The following is an 18,620-nucleotide window of genomic DNA, read 5'->3' on the forward strand; positions in this document are numbered from 1 at the left end:
AAGAATATGAAAATCAGCCTGGCATCAACAATTAACAGATGCCAGGCTACAATTTTCTAATTTTATTAAACTTCGTTACTCTTAAACAAACTCTCAAGATCAAAACCTAATTGTTTAGCTTCACCAAGTCTTATTAAAGCATCAGGATCATTGTCTCTAAAGTATGTATGCTTTATTTCTCTTTCCTTAGTCATTATTTGAGTACTATTGTCCTTAGAACTTCTAAGTCTTAAACTGTAAACAATAGGGAAATAGGTTCTTATGAACTTTCCTTCTGCATGAGCTGTAAGGGCTATTATTTGGAAACCTAATTGCTCTGCTATGAAGAAAACCGGATCAAGCACGTGGTCACTGGAAGCTTTACCAAACGGATTGTCCACAATTACTGTTCTGTAGTGCCTGTTAGTTGGCATTATCTGCTTTCTTTTTTCAGCTAAGTAGTTTAATATGCCTAAGAATAAAGACATATTCTTACTCCACTTCTCTCCTCCTGACCAAGAGTTAGATACTTCCCAAGAGAAAGGAGCACTTCTCATCTTACCGTCATTGGTTACTTTTCTACATTTAACTTTTATAGTATCTTGCTTCATTACTATTTGTAATAATTGCTTGGACTTAAGCCATTTTTCTATTTCTTTCTTTGCCTGGTCTGCTAGTTCCACTCCATTTTCATCTTTAAATTTATCGCCTTCAAGTTGGTTCAGCATCCAATCAATATGCTTTGCCAGCTCTTCTTTTCCTGATTTTTCATCCCACTCTGGAACATTGAATATGAATACTTCCTTCCATTCCTCTTCAACCTTTATTCTTGTCTTTTTAGGAATAGCTTTAAGTTCTTGTACCATTGTAATTAGGTAAGAATGTAATTGATTAATGAACTGCTGCACTTCTTTATCATGTTCACGAATATCATTTTGAGCAATGTCTATGGTGCGTGATATTCTTTCATTCATCATCTTTTGCCACTCGATGATATCCTTATAGGTGTTTTTAAATCTAACACCTGAAGTAGCCATTTCTTTAAGCTTTACATCAAGGATTTCGCTTTCGCAAAATTTTACAAACACATCTTTTTGTGCTTCTGTTTCTATGCTCTTTTTATCTAAGATCTTCTTTGCCTCTTCTAATTTCTTCTTTGCAGCCTCAACAATTCCTTTTCTATTATAAGGAATATTCTGTGCTAAATCCTCTGGAAGTTTACATAACTGAATCTCTTCACTTAAATAAGCATAGCTTGCATTGAAAAGTTCTAGATTTCTTAAGATATTCAAAATACTCTTTTCTTCGTTATCTAATCTTTCTTTTTCACTGGATAAATAAGCTCTCTTTTTCTTTAAAACATCCTTTTCTTTTGATAACTGTGGCTTTATAAGCTCTAGTTCCAAATTGAAATTGATTATTTCCTTGTAGTATTTTAGATAATCTTCTTTTTTAACTTCGTAAAGAGTTTTACTCTTTTCAAATCTTGTTTTAGCTTCATCAGCTTCACCTTTTAATTTTCCTAAAGGCTCTTTTAGTTCCTTTATTTCATCAAGTAAATTGGATATTTCCATATCACCGTTAAGAGGGAATTCTAGGTTTTCATCTACAGTAACCTCTAGCTTTTTCATAAAGTCCAGTAGCTGCTTTTCATGATTTTTCTTTAAACTTACTGAGCCTTTTAACCTCTCTTCAAACTGTCCTCTATTTTGTTGCTTATTATCAAGCTGATCTTTAAGGATTTTTCTCTCCTCTTCCAATACTTCTTTGCTTAAATCAGAAAACATTGGAGATAAAGCTTTTGCTTCTTCATATAGTTTTTCAGCTTTTAAAGAGCTTATATTGTTTTTTACATTATTTAAATCTCTATTTAGCTCAGTTTTTACTTCTTCATTTTCCTTCAAAGTTTTCTCAGCTTTTAAAGTTTCTACTTCTATTAACTCTATCTCTTTGTTAATAAGGCTTATCTTAACTTCATTTTCTTCTTTTTCACTGGTCTTACTTATGGACTCTTGTCCCTTAACTACCTTATCATCTAGATTTCTCTGCTCCGTACTAAATTCTTTAACATCGCTGTCTATCTTTTTCACTTCGATATCTATTTCACTTAGTCTAGCTTCACTACTTTTTATTGAATTAGAGACTTCTTCTGCTTTTTCCTTAAGGCTCTTTTCAACTTTTAGAAGTTCATTGTAATGGTCATATGGATATTTGTTATAAAATATGGTTATATCTCTATGTAAATCTTGGCACTGACTTAGTTCTGCTTCTTTTTCTTCACGAAGCTTTGTAGTTTCGTCAGCCTTATGCACAATATCTTTTTGCCAATTTTCAAAATATGTTTGATTTATGTTATTAGACCAAATAGAAGGATATATTATGTTTTCCTTTATTACACCATTTTCTCCTAAAGCTTTAGCCTTAGCTTCATTTTCGCTAAGTATTATAATAGGATGTAAAATGTCTTTTACACTTTTACTAACCTTATCTTTAACCTTCTCTACTTCCTCGTCTGAAGTTATTAAACTCAAGGTCCAATAAGGATAATTTTTAAAAAGCTCTTGTTCCGACTTTCCTTCTTTTCTGCATATTCTTTGAATATACTTTGTACCGCTTTCTAGGTAATTAAAGCCACTTCTCCATTGGTCTATACTCTTCTCTAAGGCAGGATCTGCTGTATAATATTCGCTTTCCTTGTACTCATCAGCATATCTATGAGCTAGTCTTTCATCAAAGATAGCTTTTTCTTTTTCTTCCTTTAATTTATGAAGCTTATTTTCTACCTGAGTCAGTATGGTACTTTGCTTTGAATATATAGAATCTGCTTCAAAGCTTAGCCAGCTGCTTCTAAATTCTCTTATTTTATTTAATAACTCAAATTTGTTATCATCTATGTTCTTAATCTCGCTAGTTAAAGCATGTCTCTCTTCATTAATATCTTCTAATTCTTTTCTAAACTTAACTAGAGCTTCCTTGAGGCTTTGCTTTTCTTCAATAAGACTTCTTTTCTGGTTGTTAGCTTCAAAGATTTTATGTTCAAGCTCATTTATTCTATTCTTCCATATTGAGACTTCATCTTTTATATTGCCTTCATTAGGATTGTCCAAAATTGCTTTATTGATTTTATTTATATCAGTAGTTAAATAAGAAATTATACCTTGAAGATTACTCTTATTATCCAGTAAATTCTTCTCTTTAGCCCTTATGGCCTTAAGTTCCATCTCACTAGACTTAAGCTGCTCTACAACATTATTGATCTGGCCTTCTAATAAATTCTTTTCTTTTTCTAAGCTTTCTTCCTTATCTAAATAGTAACCTCTTATTCTTTTACTATTTTCTTCTAGTTTGTCTTTTATATCTTCAACAGCCTCATCCTTATCTAAAGCTTCTAGCTGCTTATTTATCAGTTCGATACTTTCTGCTTCTACCTTTATGTCTTTTTTATACTTTGAGATTTGAAGTCCTGAATACTTTATCTCTTTTTCTGACTTTGCATTTTTAAGTTTGTCATAGCTTTCAAGGACTTGTTTGTAGTCTTTTTCTTCCTTAACCATGTTATTTTCATAGTTCTTTATATCATAAGATAAGTTTTTCTGTTTCCAAAGCTCTTCTTCCTCAGATAACGCAAGGGTTTCCTTATTATTTTTTTCAAGCTTACCCTTTATGTCTGATGCTTCTATCTTTATGTAATTGTCCAAAGCTTTTAGTGCTTCTTTTGCCTTTATCTCTTCAGCTTTAGCTATATCATACTCTTCAAAAACTCTTGAATATAACTCTATCTGCTCTTCAACTTTTTTGCTTTCTTCAATTCTTGCATTAAGCTGTCTATATTTTTTAAAGTGCTCTCTTTGTCTTTCAAAAATCTCTACAAAATCCTTAGTACCTTCTCCAGCCAAAGCTTCTTCTACTGTAGGTATGAGTAGATTATCTACTAGCTGACCAGTGGTCTTGCAAGCATCAAAAAAGGCTTCAACTCCACCTTCTGCTCCATTTATTAAAGCGATTTTCCTCCACTCTGAAGGTATTATCTTAAAATTATCTTCTATGTAAGTATGGTATTCTCTTATGCTCTTAAAGGTTTTAGCATTCATTCTGTTTTGGCTCATATAAGTATAGTATTCAGACATCTCTTCCTTAGTGGATGGTCTCATGCTTCCATTGATGCTTTCTCTTACAAAAGGTATCTTTTCGATGGAATTATCATCATTTTCTATGTATTCATAAACATACTTATGAGAATCTATGTACTCTTTATTCATAAATAAGGTCACTGCTGTAACCGCATATCTTCTAGGTCTTTCATTTAATATCCACTCTATGGCAATATGTGCTGAGGTATTTTGCAGAGCTAAGGTGTTCTTTACCTTTCTATCTGCCACTTCAATATTGGGAAGTATTGCTTGCAACGCTGTTTGAACAAAAACAGTTTTTCCTCCGCCATTTTCAAGTAATATAGCTCCGTTATAGCTGTCAAACTCAAAAATATCATCATTGTATCTTTTTTCACCATTTTCATACACCACATTAGTAAAACGAATTTTTGAAATCGCCGGCATTACTTTTCGTCCCCCTTCATCTTGTCAATGTTGTACAGAAAATCTAGTATTCCTCTGTTGTAATCATACTCCATGTAATATCTCTGAATGATGGTCTTAGCCTTTTCCGTAAGCTCAAGCTCTTCATTTCCAATATCCTTAATAAGCTCCTGGTCCTCAAGAAACTTTTTAACAGTATTTAAAAAGCTCTTTCTGCTTATGGTTCTACCATCCTGAGCCTTTACTTTTTCCTTAATTTCATCCATGTCAGTCCACTTTTGAATTATAGCAGACCAATTATACTCAAACTCCTGATCTAGAGCTTTAAGCTTTTCCTCTTCATGCTCAGTTAATATAAAAATCCTCTGATTCAAACTATCTAGCCAATCAGTTATTGTAATAAAATCTCTAGTTGCTTCGTTAGTTTGATAACTATCATAAAAATCGCCAAATAAAACGATAATTGATAAATACATAAGATATAAATCCAAATTTACAGCTTTACTTGGAAGATATGCTTTTCTTATAGCTTCATTTGAAACATGGAAAATAGACTCTTTTGCTATAGGAATCATATAGATTACTTCCCCAGAAGAAAAGATAGTACAATCTACTTCTCTAGCAAACTGATCTACTAGTCCCCGTGTAACATCGTCTGAGGTATAAAGCTTTAAATCCTCTTTTTCTCCGTATCCCTTCATAGCTAGTGTAGAATATAGCTTGAAGCTTTGCATTACTTGCTCATTGCTATAAAGTGCCATTAATATTCCTCCAATCTAAAGCTCATATTCTTAATCTCAAATCTCTCTGTAACCTCTAGTATAGTGTCAAGTTCTTCTACATAAAGTTTCTTGCCCTTTTTAATTAACAACTTGTAAACTTGTCCAAATATACCTTCTTCTTGGTCCTCCTGGATTTCCATAACTACAGGAGATTTTTGATGCAATATAATAAAGAAATCATAAAAACTACGGTGATTTAATATCTCAGCGTAAGCATTATTTTTCATAAACTCAACTATTTTTTCAAGAGTTATTTCATTTTCAGCCTTCATTGCCATAAGTATTATAGACGCAATAACCTTATAATTGTTGCTTTGAAGCTTAAGATCAAGCTTTGCCTCATCATCACTAGTCACAGCCAAAAAGTCCTGTATTCTTTCTTCTTTATCAAGCTTTTCTATCTTTTGATTAGAAAATACTGTTAAAGGAGACCATACTTTGCTTTTTTCTAAATACAGAAAAGGTTCAATAAGAGTTCTTGTTTCGCCCAGTGGAATAGGTGATGAAAATACTCTGCTGGTTATTTCTTGATTGAAATTGAAAGAGTCTATCCCTACATAATATAAGGATTCCTGAGCTGCTTGAAGTGCCGAAGTCTTAAGAATAATGCTATCTTTAAAGAGTAATCTATGGTTATAATGAACCTCTCCTAGTTCTTTATCTATCTGTATGATAAGCTCATAAGCCTTTCTATCTTCACTTTTACTTAAGTCACTGGCTATCTTTTCTCTAGTTTCTGTAACGAAGGTTTTTAATTCTTCAAACTCTTCATCTTCCATTTGCAATCTATTATTTATGTCTTCAATTATATTTTTATATCTTTCATAGGTTTCATTGGATACAATATTTCTATTGACTTCATGCTTAATCCTAACTATTCTATCCTGCAGGTTCTTAACATCCAGATTCATTTCATCTATCTGCCTTAAGGCTCCAGAAAACTCACCCTTCTCAAGCTGTTTTCTAAGTACCAGCTGATTTATAGAAAGCTGGAATTCATTAAAATACTCTTTTGTGGCAAAGATAAGCTCAAGCCCCTGCTCGTCAAGAGTATAATACTGAGTGTTGGTTTCAAGATCCGCCTTTGCAGCCTTAAGCACTGAGTACTGAACTGTTTCCTGCTTCTTAGTCTCCCAATTGAAAAAAGTCTTTGAATTTCTTTTTCCTGTAGGAGGTCTAAAAGTATCAATAATTGTTCTTGCAACCCTCTCAAAACCTATAATATCCATAGTTATTTCATCTTTACTTAGCTCCTGCAAAAATGCAGCCAGCTCCTTTACCCCTGTTTTCTTATTTCTTATAAGCATATTCTCAAAAAAGAACAGTAAAGTTAAAAGGCCAAAACTAAAATAATCAACCTCTTTTCCTTTGTCATCCTTCATTCCTTTTCTTGACAATGCATATAAAGGATCAAATAGAGCCAGTCTTTGAATTCTTTCTCTGTAGTTCTCCACTACATTTCCTATGTTTATTTCCATGCGCTGTTCCTCCATATGTGCTGAAGTTCTGTTCTATTTAACCCCTCCTGAGGCCAATAATAACCAGTCTCTAGCTTTTCCAGTATAAGCTTCTGTTCTTCTAAATCAAAGTTCTTTGAAAAATTCTTTAAAGCAGAAGGTTTCTTTTCTTGATTTTTCTTACCTTCCTTATAATCCTTCTTAAGTAAAGCTCTATAAAACTCTGTAGCCAGCTTCACTGTAGCTCTTTCACCTAAGGAATTATATATAGCTAAACCTTCATTATCTATATCTCCAAAATAATATATTATATTATTTTCCTTTAAACCTGTCTGCTTTTCCAGCATATTAATATTACCTGTTATCTTCCACCCGCTACCAAAAATCAAAGAACAGAACTCTGTTTCAGGCAAAGCTTCTAAAAGTGCTATAAAGGTAGCCTTATTCTCCACGATTAAATGCTTATGCTCCATCTTTTCAAAAGCAAAATGATTCACCGCAATCATCAGTGGATCAGAACCATTATGTATCTTAAGTTTATCATATACTTTTATTCTCTCAAGCAGTGCTTTCCCACTCTTTTTATCTATCCACTTTTCGTCGCCAATTATATGAAAAGACCTCTCTTGAGAGGTTGCAGTTTCCTTAGGCAGACCATTAGAAATTATATATTCATTCACTTTATTTATGTAAGGAAGATCTTCTTCGAACTTATCCTCAGACATTTTATAATATGCCTGTAGATTTAATTCACAGCTTAAGTTAAAGCTATATTCTTGAACCCTTTCAATAATTCCTTTTCTAAGTTCATACTTATTTATATTAAATTTATTAGGAAGAGAATATTTTTTACCATTATTATTTTCAGGATTTTTTGCTGTAAGAATATTATCAGACATAAGCTTTCTAATAACTTCAGCAAAAGCCTCATACTCAACGCCCTTCGGTGTATTGTCTATTAATTTATCTAAATCTATAGTTTTATTCTTATATGTTTTTAAATAAGCTATTATATGATTATACATTGCTTCACCTGTTTTATATATTTTACTTAAGCTGTGTTTCATATATTATGGACGTACACTTAAAAAATCATATTAAGTTTCGATATAAGAAATCTTTAAACATAGCCTTTCTCATACGTATATTTTACCATAAAAACAAGAAAAACACTAGCGCTCTACGAACTAGTGTTTCCATACTCTTTTTAATTATATGTTTCTTATAAATACTTCTCCAAATCTTCTACTGATTCTATATCAAAAATATCTGTAGCTATAAGTTGTATAGGTAATGTAGGTAATCTTTTTATCTTTTCTTCATATCCTTCTGGAGGTTCAGTAAATGCAGCTGATGAATTCCAAGTTGGTGATCGTCACTCACTAGATGCTTAATCATAGTAGTAATAATTAAAATATATTATAAAGAAAATAGCCTGCCATCACACCGCTGATGTCAGGCTATAAATTTATATAGAATTTTAACATCAATTATTAATTTATACATGCCAGAAAATCGTCGGAAGCCATGATTTTCGAACAAGCATGAATTAAACTTCCATATATTAATCATATACCTTAGGAACTCATTTTATAAAGATACCACTTACAAGTGTCCTTAATATATTTAAGCTCTATGTTTTTATCTACATTATTAATAGTACTTATACAGTTAAATATGATGCTCTCTACTCTATCAACTTTTATTTCATCAACCTTCAAGATCTTCTTTATAGTAAATACGCTGTAGCTCTCATCCTCTGAAAATATTCTGAATCTCACAGGAACTACCTTTCCGTCTTTATTAAAGGCAGCAACCATTTCTATATTCTTGTTTAACACCATTTTCCTCACCTCAAAATCTTATCAATATTATTATATAAGAACATCTGTTCGCAAGTCAATATATGGTGCATAAATTTTTCCTATATTTTAAGTGTAACCCTACAAACTCAACACCCCTGTATTTTCCTGATAGATATCAAAATGTAGCTAGTTCTTCTGAAGAACAACTAGCAGGATTAGAGATCATAGAGGGTGCTACTGGAGTGATCCATGAGCTGTCTGAAACATTAAAAGTTAAGATAGATACCTTTAGGTTTAACACTTCGTTCTAAAGAGTTCCTATATAGAAACTTAATTTATACCTGTTCGAAAATCCCGATTTCTGAGGACTTTTGGGCATGTATAAATTAATAGTTTAGTTAGGAACTCTATATAGATAAACTACTTCATATTGAAACTTACCCAAATAAAGATTCGTAGAACCATCGAGATCTTTATTTAGAACTGGTTTATCTATACTAAAATATAGCTATTAATATAGAAAGACAAGCTTCCACTTAAATGGAAGCTTGTCTTGTTTTGTACTATTTATATTCCAAAAGTACACTATCCTTTGCAACCATATTTTTATCAACATGAAAATTTAAAATCTCATGATTATTTTGGTTTGCAAGTATAAGCATTATTGTATCATCTAGTCCTTTATCCTTAAGTAGACTCTTGTCAAAACTTATTAGAAGATCTCCTTTTTTAACTCTCTGTCCTTCTTCACAGTGTATGTTAAAACCTTCACCTTTTAAGCTTACTGTATCAATTCCAACATGTATAAGGATTTCCACTCCATCCTCTGTTTCTATGCCAACAGCATGCTTACTTTCTTGCATAACAATAATTATCTTTCCATCGCATGGAGAATATACTTTATTATCTACTGGAGAAATCGCAATTCCTTCCCCCATCATCTTCTGTGAAAAAACTTCATCCTTAACCTCTGCTAAATCTATACTTGTACCATTTGCGAAGGCATATAAAACCTTTTTATTTTTATTTGGATTTTTAAACAGATTTTTAAACATATACACCTCTACTATTTTAATTCTGGCCAGTATTCTTTATTAGCTTCAATCATCTCATCTAAAATCTTCTTAGCTACAAAAGCTGAAGGTATTGGTTTATTCATAGTAAATGCCATAAGAGCTTTTTCATAGGAGCCTTCGATTGCAGCTTCTACCACTAATTTTTCACAAGCTTCTTGTTGTTCAATTAGACCTTTATAGAAGGTTGGGATTTCACCCACTCTAACTGGTTCTGGACCATCCTTCGTGATGTAAGCTGGTACTTCTACCATAGCATCGTCTGGTAAGTTTTTAATGGCACCATTATTTTCAACCATAACTAAATGTCTTTTTCTCATGTCAAAAGCTAAGCTCATGGCTACTTCAACAATAAATTCTCCATGTACCCCTGTGAAGAACTGAGTAAGATCTATTTCACCAGTTGTATTGTACTGGTCTACTGCATCAAATATCTTCTTTTCTCTTCCTTCCATTACTTCATTAGCTCTAGTGTGGTTCTTATCTGCATCTTTAACTATGCTGTCTCCTAATAGATAATATTGCATATAAGTGTTTGGAAGATATTTAGGGAACATCCTCATTATATATTTAGCATTATCGAAAGTATGAAGCCAAGAAGCATCATTATGCCTTACTTCACTTCTTGAATCTGGAGGAATATACCCATGTTCAGCTACATAAGCTTTTAATTCTTCAGTTTTATCTTCTCCCTTTACTCTAATCTTTGTAAACCAGCCAAAGTGATTTAACCCAAAGTAATCTGTTTCAATATCATGTCTATCACAATCTAAGATATTAGCCATATTTCTCATTATAGCTACTGGCATATCACATATATTAAGAATTCTAGCATTCGGTCTTAATTTGTGCATAGCTTTAGCAACTATTGCAGCAGGGTTAGAATAGTTTACAATCCAATAATTTGGACTAGCGTATTTTTCACAAAAGTCTATCATCTCAACCATAGGATATATAGTTCTTAAACCATAAGCAAGCCCTCCTGGTCCACAGGTTTCTTGTCCTACAACATCATATTTTAGTGGTATCTTTTCATCCTGCTCTCTTAATTTGTATAGACCTACACGCATTTGGGCAAATACAAAGTCAGCATCTTTAAAACCTTCTTCAGGATCTGTTGTAAATATAAGTTTAACTTCTGGATCAAACATCTCAACAACTTTTTTAACTATTACTCCAACCTTGTTTTGACGTTCTTCATTTATATCATATAATCTTAATTCCGATATCTTAAAATCTTCTTTTCTTGAAAGCAAACTTTTTACGATTCCTGGTGTGTATGTGCTTCCACCGCCTACGATTACTAGTTTAAATGTTTTCATATTAATGCTTCCTCCCTAATTTAAATTTACTTTAATGTTTCCATAGTTTCTAAAGCTTCATCTACAATAGTTCTTATTTTATTTATTGTAAGGCCATAAACCACTTGAATATTATTGCCTTTTCTCACAACTCCAGATGCTCCAGTTGCCTTTAAGGTTTTTTCATCAATTAAAGTATTATCTGCAACTTCAACTCTAAGTCTTGAGAAGCAGTTATCTACAGTTAAAATATTATTTTTACCACCTAAAGCCTTTATAATTGTTAAAGCCTTTTCTCTATCTTCAGCTTCTTCATCATTCTTACTCGCTGACTTCATTTGCATTTTAACTGCTGCTGCATTTTCAGTTAAGTCCACAGCCATATCAGTATCATCATCTTCTCTTCCAGGAGTCTTTAAATCTAACTTTTCAATCATAATTTTAAATACAAAGAATAATACAACTATCTCAACAAGACCAACTAAAACATATAAAGGCCAATGAGTTTTAGAAATTCCAGCTGGTAGATTAATAACAAGGAAATCTAAAATACCATTTGTTGCACAAACTCTTACGTTTAATAAGTACACAAACATTTGGAACAATCCATCAATAACTGAATACACAAACCATAATAATGGTGCTGCAAATATGAAGGTAAATTCTAAAGGTTCAGTAATACCTGCGATAACAGCTGTTAAAGTTGATGGGATAAGTTGAGCTTTTAAGTTATTACGTTTACTCTTTTTAGCTGTGAAATAAAATGCTAAAGCTACACCAATTACACCAAAGGTTTTAACTAATCCATAAGTTAAGAATCTTGCTGAATCTCTCATCATCGTTACACTAGGATCACCTAGTAAAGCTAGGAATACAGGCTTTGCACCAATAACATTTTGGCCGCCTATCATCATCTGATCTCCAACGGATGAATATAAGAATGGTGACCATATTAAGTGATGTAATCCAGTTGGTACTAAAAATCTATTTAAGAATCCGTAAACAAATACTCCGATTGGTCCAGCAGTATTCATAAAGCCTGTTAATGCTGAAATTCCACCTGCAATAGTTGGCCAAACATAAGTGATAACAATACTAAACACAGCAATTATTGGAATCATTACAACGAATACAAGCTTGCTATTGCCATAAGGAGCCATGGCACCTTTAAATTCTTTAGTCACATATTTATTGTGAACTACGGCAACTAGGACACCTAAAATCATTCCTAGAAATACCCCCATATCAGTTACATGGAAACCTAGCTGTATCGTTTGGCCAGTTCCATATAATGCTCCTGCTGTGTCTCCCTTTACAATTTTGCCTGATAGTTCTAACCATTTGCTGTTAGCACCTAAAAACAAAATATAGGACATTATAGAAACAAACGCTGCTTCTGCTTTTTTCTTTTTAGCCATCCCCATGGCTATTCCAACACAGAATAAAATACTTAAGTTCCCCATGATAGGTGACAACATACCATTGAAAAACTTACCTATGGTCCAGATTACACCTTTTTCAGTAACAAAAGCTGTATTTGTAAAAACTGCAGTTAATGCAATAGACATACCTACTATTGGCAAAAATAAGACCGGTCCAATCATAGCTTTGGCAAACTTTTGCATACTATTTATAATCTTATCTTTCATTTAATATACCCCTCTACTATTTAATAAATTGCCTTTGGTAATTACCTGAACCTAGAATAACATGTTTAATAATCAATGTTAATAGCTTTGGCCCTTTCAGTAACATGTTGACCAAAAAGTGAACATGTTTACCTTTACATAAAAAATTAATACGCTGCTTAAATTAAGTGTTTAGTCATCCGATGCTTTAATTCTATTAGCTTTCGCATATATAGATAAACTAGTTCCAAATAAAATATATATTTGCTAATCCTATTGTTATTAATAGTTAAATGAAATGTCACTTGGTTTTATTAGATTGAACTGGATTATCTATTCCGCTGAATGATAAACTACTTTAGTCATTAAACTCCTAGGATAAATTCTAATATGAAGTAGTTTATCTATAGCATCTCCTGTATATCCAATTAATTTCAACAGTTGGCTTAAACAAATCTAAAATTAGGATACAAAAAAGGCTACCCTGATAAAAACTCAAGATAGCCTTTGCTAAAGATGAACCACTTCAATCATGTAAATATTGGATTTTACATCGGATTTTGAATTGGGGTAAATTGTGCTAGATTATATATACCTAATACTTTCTCTATTTGAGCAATTTCATTTACTATATGTTCAAATCCGTCTTTACCAAATTTCTGTTCTTCTATTTCCTCAAAACGCTCTCCTAATTCTTTAAATTCTTCTGGGGTTACCAATTCATGAAGTGCTGGAAAGACAACTGTATCTTCACGAGCAGAATGAGGTTCATACATATTTATATAGAGCGTTAATAGGTGAATTAGTTGAATAGTATTTTCAAACTGATAGCTATTTTTTATTGATGAAAAATATAGTATGTTTTCTGTTAAATTAGAAGCTGCATCATGCTGCCTACGAAGGGTATTTATAAGTTCAATATACTTAGGACTTTGTGAAAACTTAGGAAAAACATATTGTTCTTCTAATTTTTGATGATAATTTTCAATAAATTCATGTGCTATTGAAGCTGAATTATAGATAACAGCATAAATGTTTATCTGATTACTTAATTTTTCTCCTTTCAAATATCTTAAGGCATCATTATAAATTAATAGAATACGACGTAAAACTCCGTGCTCTCTCATCAGATCCTCAGTAGGAGAAACCTCTATTTCGTTTTCCATAGTATTTGTAATCACCAGTTACCACACCTCTTCCATATTAATTTAAAATAAGTTTCTTATGGATGTACCACTTCATAATTAAATTTATATTTTCAAATTCTCCTCTCAGAATCCAGAGGAGTTTTGAAAATAGATTTCGGTTTGAAGTGTTTCATCTTTATATGTATACCTTAATAATTGAGTTAGAAATCCTATAGTTTATTTTTACGGTAATAGACTAACATTCCCCACAGTATATGCTCTTAAATATACATTTGTGAGGAAATTCTATAACTAGCTATATAGGAATGTACCACTTTCAAATAAAATATAATTAATAGTTAATATGAATCTTGGTAGTTTCTGATTAGTATAATGGATTATCTATTCTTTCAAACTGTTCATAACCTTATCAAGTAAATATTCCATTACTATCATTATTCTTGCATAAAAATAATTAGCAGTAATATTTCTATCATCCAGCTCTTTATCATCTAAGACAGAAAAATGAATCGTTGATTTCTTTGCCATGTAGCTTGATTGATTACCAGTAAAAGTGATGATATCTAAGTTATTTTTAGAAGCATAATCTATAACCTTTGTCACGCTCTCCGTCTCCCCACTTTTAGATATTCCTATAACTAAAGAACCACCAATTTGATTACTATCATACACTCCATAGGAATTGGTCTGAATGCACTTAAAGCCTAACACAAGCATTTTCCTACAAAAAAATTCAGCTATAGGTCCAGAAAAACCAGTGGCAGTAATAAAAATAATATTTTGTCTATGCTTAATAATTGTTGCCACAAAATTATCAATCTTAACTTTATCTATTTCTTCAATAAAGCTAGTAATATCAGAGGTCCTATCTTGATTCTTCTTCTGATTTTTTATTATAAAGTTTAAACGATATATCATATCCGTATACCCAGTATACCCAAGTTTTTTCGATACCTTAATTATTGTAGCTGCAGAAGTATAATTTATATTAGCAACTTCTCTAACGCCTTTATTTAACACTAAATCTATATTATTTATTATGTATTCAAGTACCTGTCTCTCTACTTCAGTCAATTTATAATTATCAGCAAGCTTATAAATATCAAACTCCATGTTGTTATTCCTCCTATGTTATATGGATGTACCACTTCGTAATAAAACTTATTATTTTTAATTCTCCCCTTTAATTTTAGAGGAGTTTTAAAAATAGCTTTTTGGATTAAAATCGGACATCTTTATCTACTTTTATAATATCATACTTATTTTATGTAAATTCACTTGGTTTACTAAAACCTTAATGAAACTACACTTAAAAAGGATTATTCTATTCTTTTATAACAAGAAACATAAATTACCTCATAACATTTATTAACCTCAAGGCAATTTATATGTAGCTTTTCCAAATATTTGATAATAATTTAATATAGCCTAAACCCAAAAATATCACAAATACCAATTAGGCATTTGTGATATTTTCTTAATACTCGTTTATATTATAATGCATTATTCTATGGATGAATTTACAAAGCATACTGCTTCAGATTTTATAAATACTTCTCGCTTAATAAATCAATATATTCTATTGCATCTTTTAGCTTTGCTCCTGTTATATCCCTATATCTTTTAACAGCTTTAATCTTTTCTCCATCTAAAATATGCTTCTTTAATTCAGCGTCCTCAAGCTCAGCCACTTCATATCCATGAAGTTCTCTCATCTTTTTATCCCAGGTTTTTGAACCCATCCTTACAGAAAAAAACACCATAGCGATTATATAAATTGAAAGCTTTAAAAGTAATGCTGAATTACTAAAATCTATTAAATCACCAAATATACTCCTTATAATTAGATACAATATAATCAATGGTATAAGTACACTTCCAGTAAAAATTGTTGTCATAAATGCTAAATATTTACCTTTTCCCATAGCTTCATACTTAGTCCACTGTTCTCTTTGTTTATCTTTATCATACTTTTTCATAAATTCTCCACTATCTATAATTTTATGAATTTTATATAACTACTCCAGGCTTTTCAGTACTAGCAGATCCTATGTCGCACAATTCCTTTAGCACTTCTGCAAAAAGCTCGTACAACTCCTTGAGTCTTTCTACATCCTTTATAACACCAACCACATTAAAGTAAAGTTCATCAACTCCATCAGGGAAATGTGACTTAAAATAACCTTCATCGTCTTTAATCTCAAGACTTATACTAGGCTGATATTGTATTAATTTTCTTATATTGTCATTTGCAAATAATTGTTTTACTTTGCTTTCACTGTTAGCTTTTATTATAAAAGCTTCATCAAACTGTGGATACCCAACGTTAATATCTTCCATACCGAACATCTTTCCAAGACCACTGAATACACCGCTTCTATATATTCTAAAGTAAAAGTTATCAGTATTTACAAAAGGTGCTCTCATTCTTGTATAAGTTATTGATGACTTTCCTGTAGAAACTGTATAGGTATCAAGCACAACGGTCCAATTATCTACATGTGCCTCGACTCTATCACCTTTCCAAACTCCGTTATTTATATAATCAGCATTAATTTCCAATGCAAGCTGCTGCCATATTTCTTTTTTACTTGGTCCAAATAGCCCCATAAATTCTCTTCTCCTTATCCCTAAATTATGCTTATTCAATGATTTCATTTTGTTAATATATCCATTATATGGTGTTAACTTCAATATATCAATCTACACTTACATGTTATTTTAACTTAGTATTATATTGGAAGTCTTCTAACCTATACTAGCTTATGTTTTGCCAGCAAGGCTCAATGTATCCACTATTTTCTGTGGAAATCCATTTGTTCATGTACCACTATTATATAGTTAAGCTTATCCACTCTATAATGCTCAAATTTCTTATTGTATTTTTCAAATGCAGCTTTCAGCAGATCAATATAAGAGTAGTACTCGTCTTTTATCTCCTCTACCAGAGACTGTGGCAAAACTTTTAAGATTTCCTCTTCAGAAGCTTTACTTTCAAACATTAAATCCCCCATAATAATTACTCCATTATCCTTCAACACTCTCATAATTTCTTCTATGGCGATGTATTTTTCAGTTTCATTTAGATGATGAAAGGCATAGGTTGAAATAATTACATCAAAAGATTTATTCTCATAAGGGATTTTTAAGAATTCCCCTAACCTCACCTTGAGCTTAGGATGTTTTTCCTTTGCTACTGACAGCATTTCTCTAGACTGATCTATTCCTATGATATTATAGCCACTGTTTAAAAACTTCCCTGCTAAGTTTCCAGTTCCTACACCTATCTCAAGTATTCTAAGGTCACTTCTACCCAAAGCTTCTACTAAATCATATACCTTCTGTAGAATCAAATCGTAATTCTTATATATTTTTAGTTCTCCTATATCCTTTTTAACATCTTTATCATAGGATCTTGCCCAGTTATTAAAGTTCCACTTATCCTTCCACTGATTTTTTATATCATTCAGTTTGTTGCTTTCACTTATTATCTCTAATAAATTATCTTTCACATTAAAATCATCAGTTTCTTCATAGATTTTATCCATCACCTGCTCCAAAGACTTTCTTATAGTATTAAGTCTATGAATTTCATCATTGACCAACTGCCATTGATTATTAAAATGAGTTAAATAATTTTCTTTTCCGTTATTTTTTAATATGTTTTTAATAGAATCAACGCTCAAACCTATTGACCTATAAGTTAATACAGATTGTAATCTTACAATATCTTCTTCACTAAACCTTCTATATTGATTATCATATTCCCTTGTCGGTGCTAGCAATCCCTTTTTCTCATAAAATCTAATCTTATTTGTAGTAATATTAAACATTTCAGCTATTTCACTGATGTTATAGCCTTTGCTCATATCGTAGCCCCCTTAGTACTTATCCTACTGTTATTCTAAACTTTCGCCTTAGGCTAAAGTCAATTAAAATATACTGATTAATTTTAATTGACTAATTCCTTTCAGTTTAATTTTAGCAAATTAGGAACAGTTTTACCAAAACTACAATGTTATACTATAATTACCACGTGGGGAAAGGTCGGTGAGAATTTGGATTATAGTGATGCAATAGTACTATGTATCGATTTTATTGAGAGAAATATAAAAAATGAATTAACACCAGAAATAATAGCTAATCAGTGCGGTTGCTCTACCTTTCATTTTTCAAGGGTGTTTAATATTAACCAAGGGATGACTTTAATGGAATATGTAAAGAAGAGAAGTATCAAAGAATTTTATCTCTGATACTCCTTTTTACCTTTCGACAAGCTATTCGGAACTCCATCTACATACACATAAGCGAAGCAATAGAAAAATACTCTATATACATATCTCTTTAGAATAACAGGAACTGAAGTCCACCAAATAGGTAGCTAGCATTTTAAATTTATATATTTAAATAATTATATAAATATATAAGAATCATGATGGTTTTAGCCTTCATATTTCATTAAGTAATAAGGCTCTGCTCCTTTAGATTCTTCAACTACCCTCCAACCTTGAGAAGAATAAAATTTAAAAGCATTTGTATTCTCCTTTACACACTTTAAGGTTAGAGGCAGACCAACTGCTTTTATAGATTCTTTTATTAATGCCTTCCCTATTCCACAGCCTTTAAATTCTGATGAAACAAATAAATTGTGAATAAATTTATCTTCTTCCCAAATTGAAACGAATCCAGCGATATCATCATTTATTTTTGCTGTTAATATTATTTCGCCTTCTGTACTACTATCGAAATCCTCTAATTTTATGCTATCATAATCCATCCATTTAAAGTTTTCTTGTCTTGATTTTAAAAAGATTTCTCTTAGCTCATCGTACTCTTCTTTTCGAGCCTCTTCTATTAATATATTGTTATTCATTCTGCGCTCTCCCCTCATAACCAATTAATCAAATTGTAA

The 18,620-nt window shown here is 31.5% G+C and carries 15 protein-coding genes; 1 reads left to right on the forward strand and 14 read right to left on the reverse strand.

Translation table 11 applies throughout. From position 1 onward, the window contains the following. Positions 1-65 precede the first annotated feature (65 nt). The 13 genes from OCU55_RS09755 to OCU55_RS09815 form a co-directional block, all read right to left on the reverse strand. Positions 66-4,535: a coiled-coil domain-containing protein gene (locus tag OCU55_RS09755; protein WP_261852114.1), complete on the reverse strand. Its 4,470-nt coding sequence runs from the start codon at positions 4,533-4,535 to the stop codon at positions 66-68. Then, positions 4,535-5,275 carry a DUF6063 family protein gene (locus tag OCU55_RS09760; RefSeq protein WP_261852115.1) on the reverse strand — a complete coding sequence of 247 codons (741 nt, stop codon included), beginning with the start codon at positions 5,273-5,275 and terminating at the stop codon, positions 4,535-4,537. The genes OCU55_RS09755 and OCU55_RS09760 overlap by 1 nt, the downstream gene beginning before the upstream one ends. Next, positions 5,275-6,774: a replicative DNA helicase gene (locus OCU55_RS09765; RefSeq protein WP_261852116.1), complete on the reverse strand. Its 1,500-nt coding sequence runs from the start codon at positions 6,772-6,774 to the stop codon at positions 5,275-5,277. Before OCU55_RS09765 ends, OCU55_RS09760 begins: the two co-directional genes overlap by 1 nt. Next, positions 6,765-7,778: a DUF2220 domain-containing protein gene (locus OCU55_RS09770; RefSeq protein WP_261852117.1), complete on the reverse strand. Its 1,014-nt coding sequence runs from the start codon at positions 7,776-7,778 to the stop codon at positions 6,765-6,767. Before OCU55_RS09770 ends, OCU55_RS09765 begins: the two co-directional genes overlap by 10 nt. A gap of 552 nt (positions 7,779-8,330) precedes the next feature. Then, entirely contained in the window at positions 8,331-8,597 is a 267-nt protein-coding gene (locus OCU55_RS09775; RefSeq protein ID WP_261852118.1) for a hypothetical protein, read from the reverse strand. A gap of 524 nt (positions 8,598-9,121) precedes the next feature. Then, positions 9,122-9,613 (reverse strand): PTS sugar transporter subunit IIA, encoded by a 492-nt coding sequence (locus tag OCU55_RS09780; protein ID WP_261852119.1) that lies wholly within the window; start codon positions 9,611-9,613, stop codon positions 9,122-9,124. Between the two features lie 11 nt (positions 9,614-9,624). Continuing rightward, positions 9,625-10,953, reverse strand: a complete 1,329-nt coding sequence (locus OCU55_RS09785; RefSeq protein WP_261852120.1) for a 6-phospho-alpha-glucosidase — start codon at positions 10,951-10,953, stop codon at positions 9,625-9,627. Between the two features lie 26 nt (positions 10,954-10,979). Further along, complete coding sequence (locus OCU55_RS09790) at positions 10,980-12,581, reverse strand: PTS transporter subunit EIIC (protein ID WP_261852121.1); 1,602 nt, start codon at positions 12,579-12,581, stop codon at positions 10,980-10,982. 527 nt (positions 12,582-13,108) lie between these two features. Continuing rightward, the gene (locus tag OCU55_RS09795) at positions 13,109-13,726 is read right to left on the reverse strand and encodes a hemerythrin domain-containing protein (RefSeq protein WP_261852122.1); all 618 of its coding nucleotides are present in this window, start codon (positions 13,724-13,726) and stop codon (positions 13,109-13,111) included. Positions 13,727-14,089: 363 nt separating this feature from the next. Next, a complete protein-coding gene (locus OCU55_RS09800) occupies positions 14,090-14,821 on the reverse strand; it encodes a MurR/RpiR family transcriptional regulator (protein ID WP_261852123.1) in 732 nt (243 codons plus the stop codon). A 431-nt stretch (positions 14,822-15,252) separates the two neighbouring features. Next, positions 15,253-15,687: a hypothetical protein gene (locus OCU55_RS09805; RefSeq protein WP_261852124.1), complete on the reverse strand. Its 435-nt coding sequence runs from the start codon at positions 15,685-15,687 to the stop codon at positions 15,253-15,255. Positions 15,688-15,718: 31 nt separating this feature from the next. Then, positions 15,719-16,318: a DUF3137 domain-containing protein gene (locus tag OCU55_RS09810; RefSeq protein ID WP_261852125.1), complete on the reverse strand. Its 600-nt coding sequence runs from the start codon at positions 16,316-16,318 to the stop codon at positions 15,719-15,721. A gap of 185 nt (positions 16,319-16,503) precedes the next feature. Continuing rightward, on the reverse strand, positions 16,504-17,577 hold the full coding sequence (locus OCU55_RS09815; RefSeq protein WP_261852126.1) for a MerR family transcriptional regulator: 1,074 nt from the start codon (positions 17,575-17,577) through the stop codon (positions 16,504-16,506). 189 nt (positions 17,578-17,766) lie between these two features. Here OCU55_RS09815 and OCU55_RS09820 point away from each other — a divergent pair, with 189 nt between their 5' ends. Next, entirely contained in the window at positions 17,767-17,961 is a 195-nt protein-coding gene (locus tag OCU55_RS09820; protein WP_261852127.1) for an AraC family transcriptional regulator, read from the forward strand. 188 nt (positions 17,962-18,149) lie between these two features. Here OCU55_RS09820 and OCU55_RS09830 read toward each other — a convergent pair whose 3' ends face one another. Continuing rightward, on the reverse strand, positions 18,150-18,581 hold the full coding sequence (locus OCU55_RS09830) for a GNAT family N-acetyltransferase (RefSeq protein WP_261852128.1): 432 nt from the start codon (positions 18,579-18,581) through the stop codon (positions 18,150-18,152). Positions 18,582-18,620 lie beyond the last annotated feature (39 nt).

Source organism: Clostridium folliculivorans (assembly GCF_024341905.1).
Taxonomy (GTDB): Bacteria; Bacillota; Clostridia; order Clostridiales; family Clostridiaceae; genus Clostridium_AR; species Clostridium_AR folliculivorans.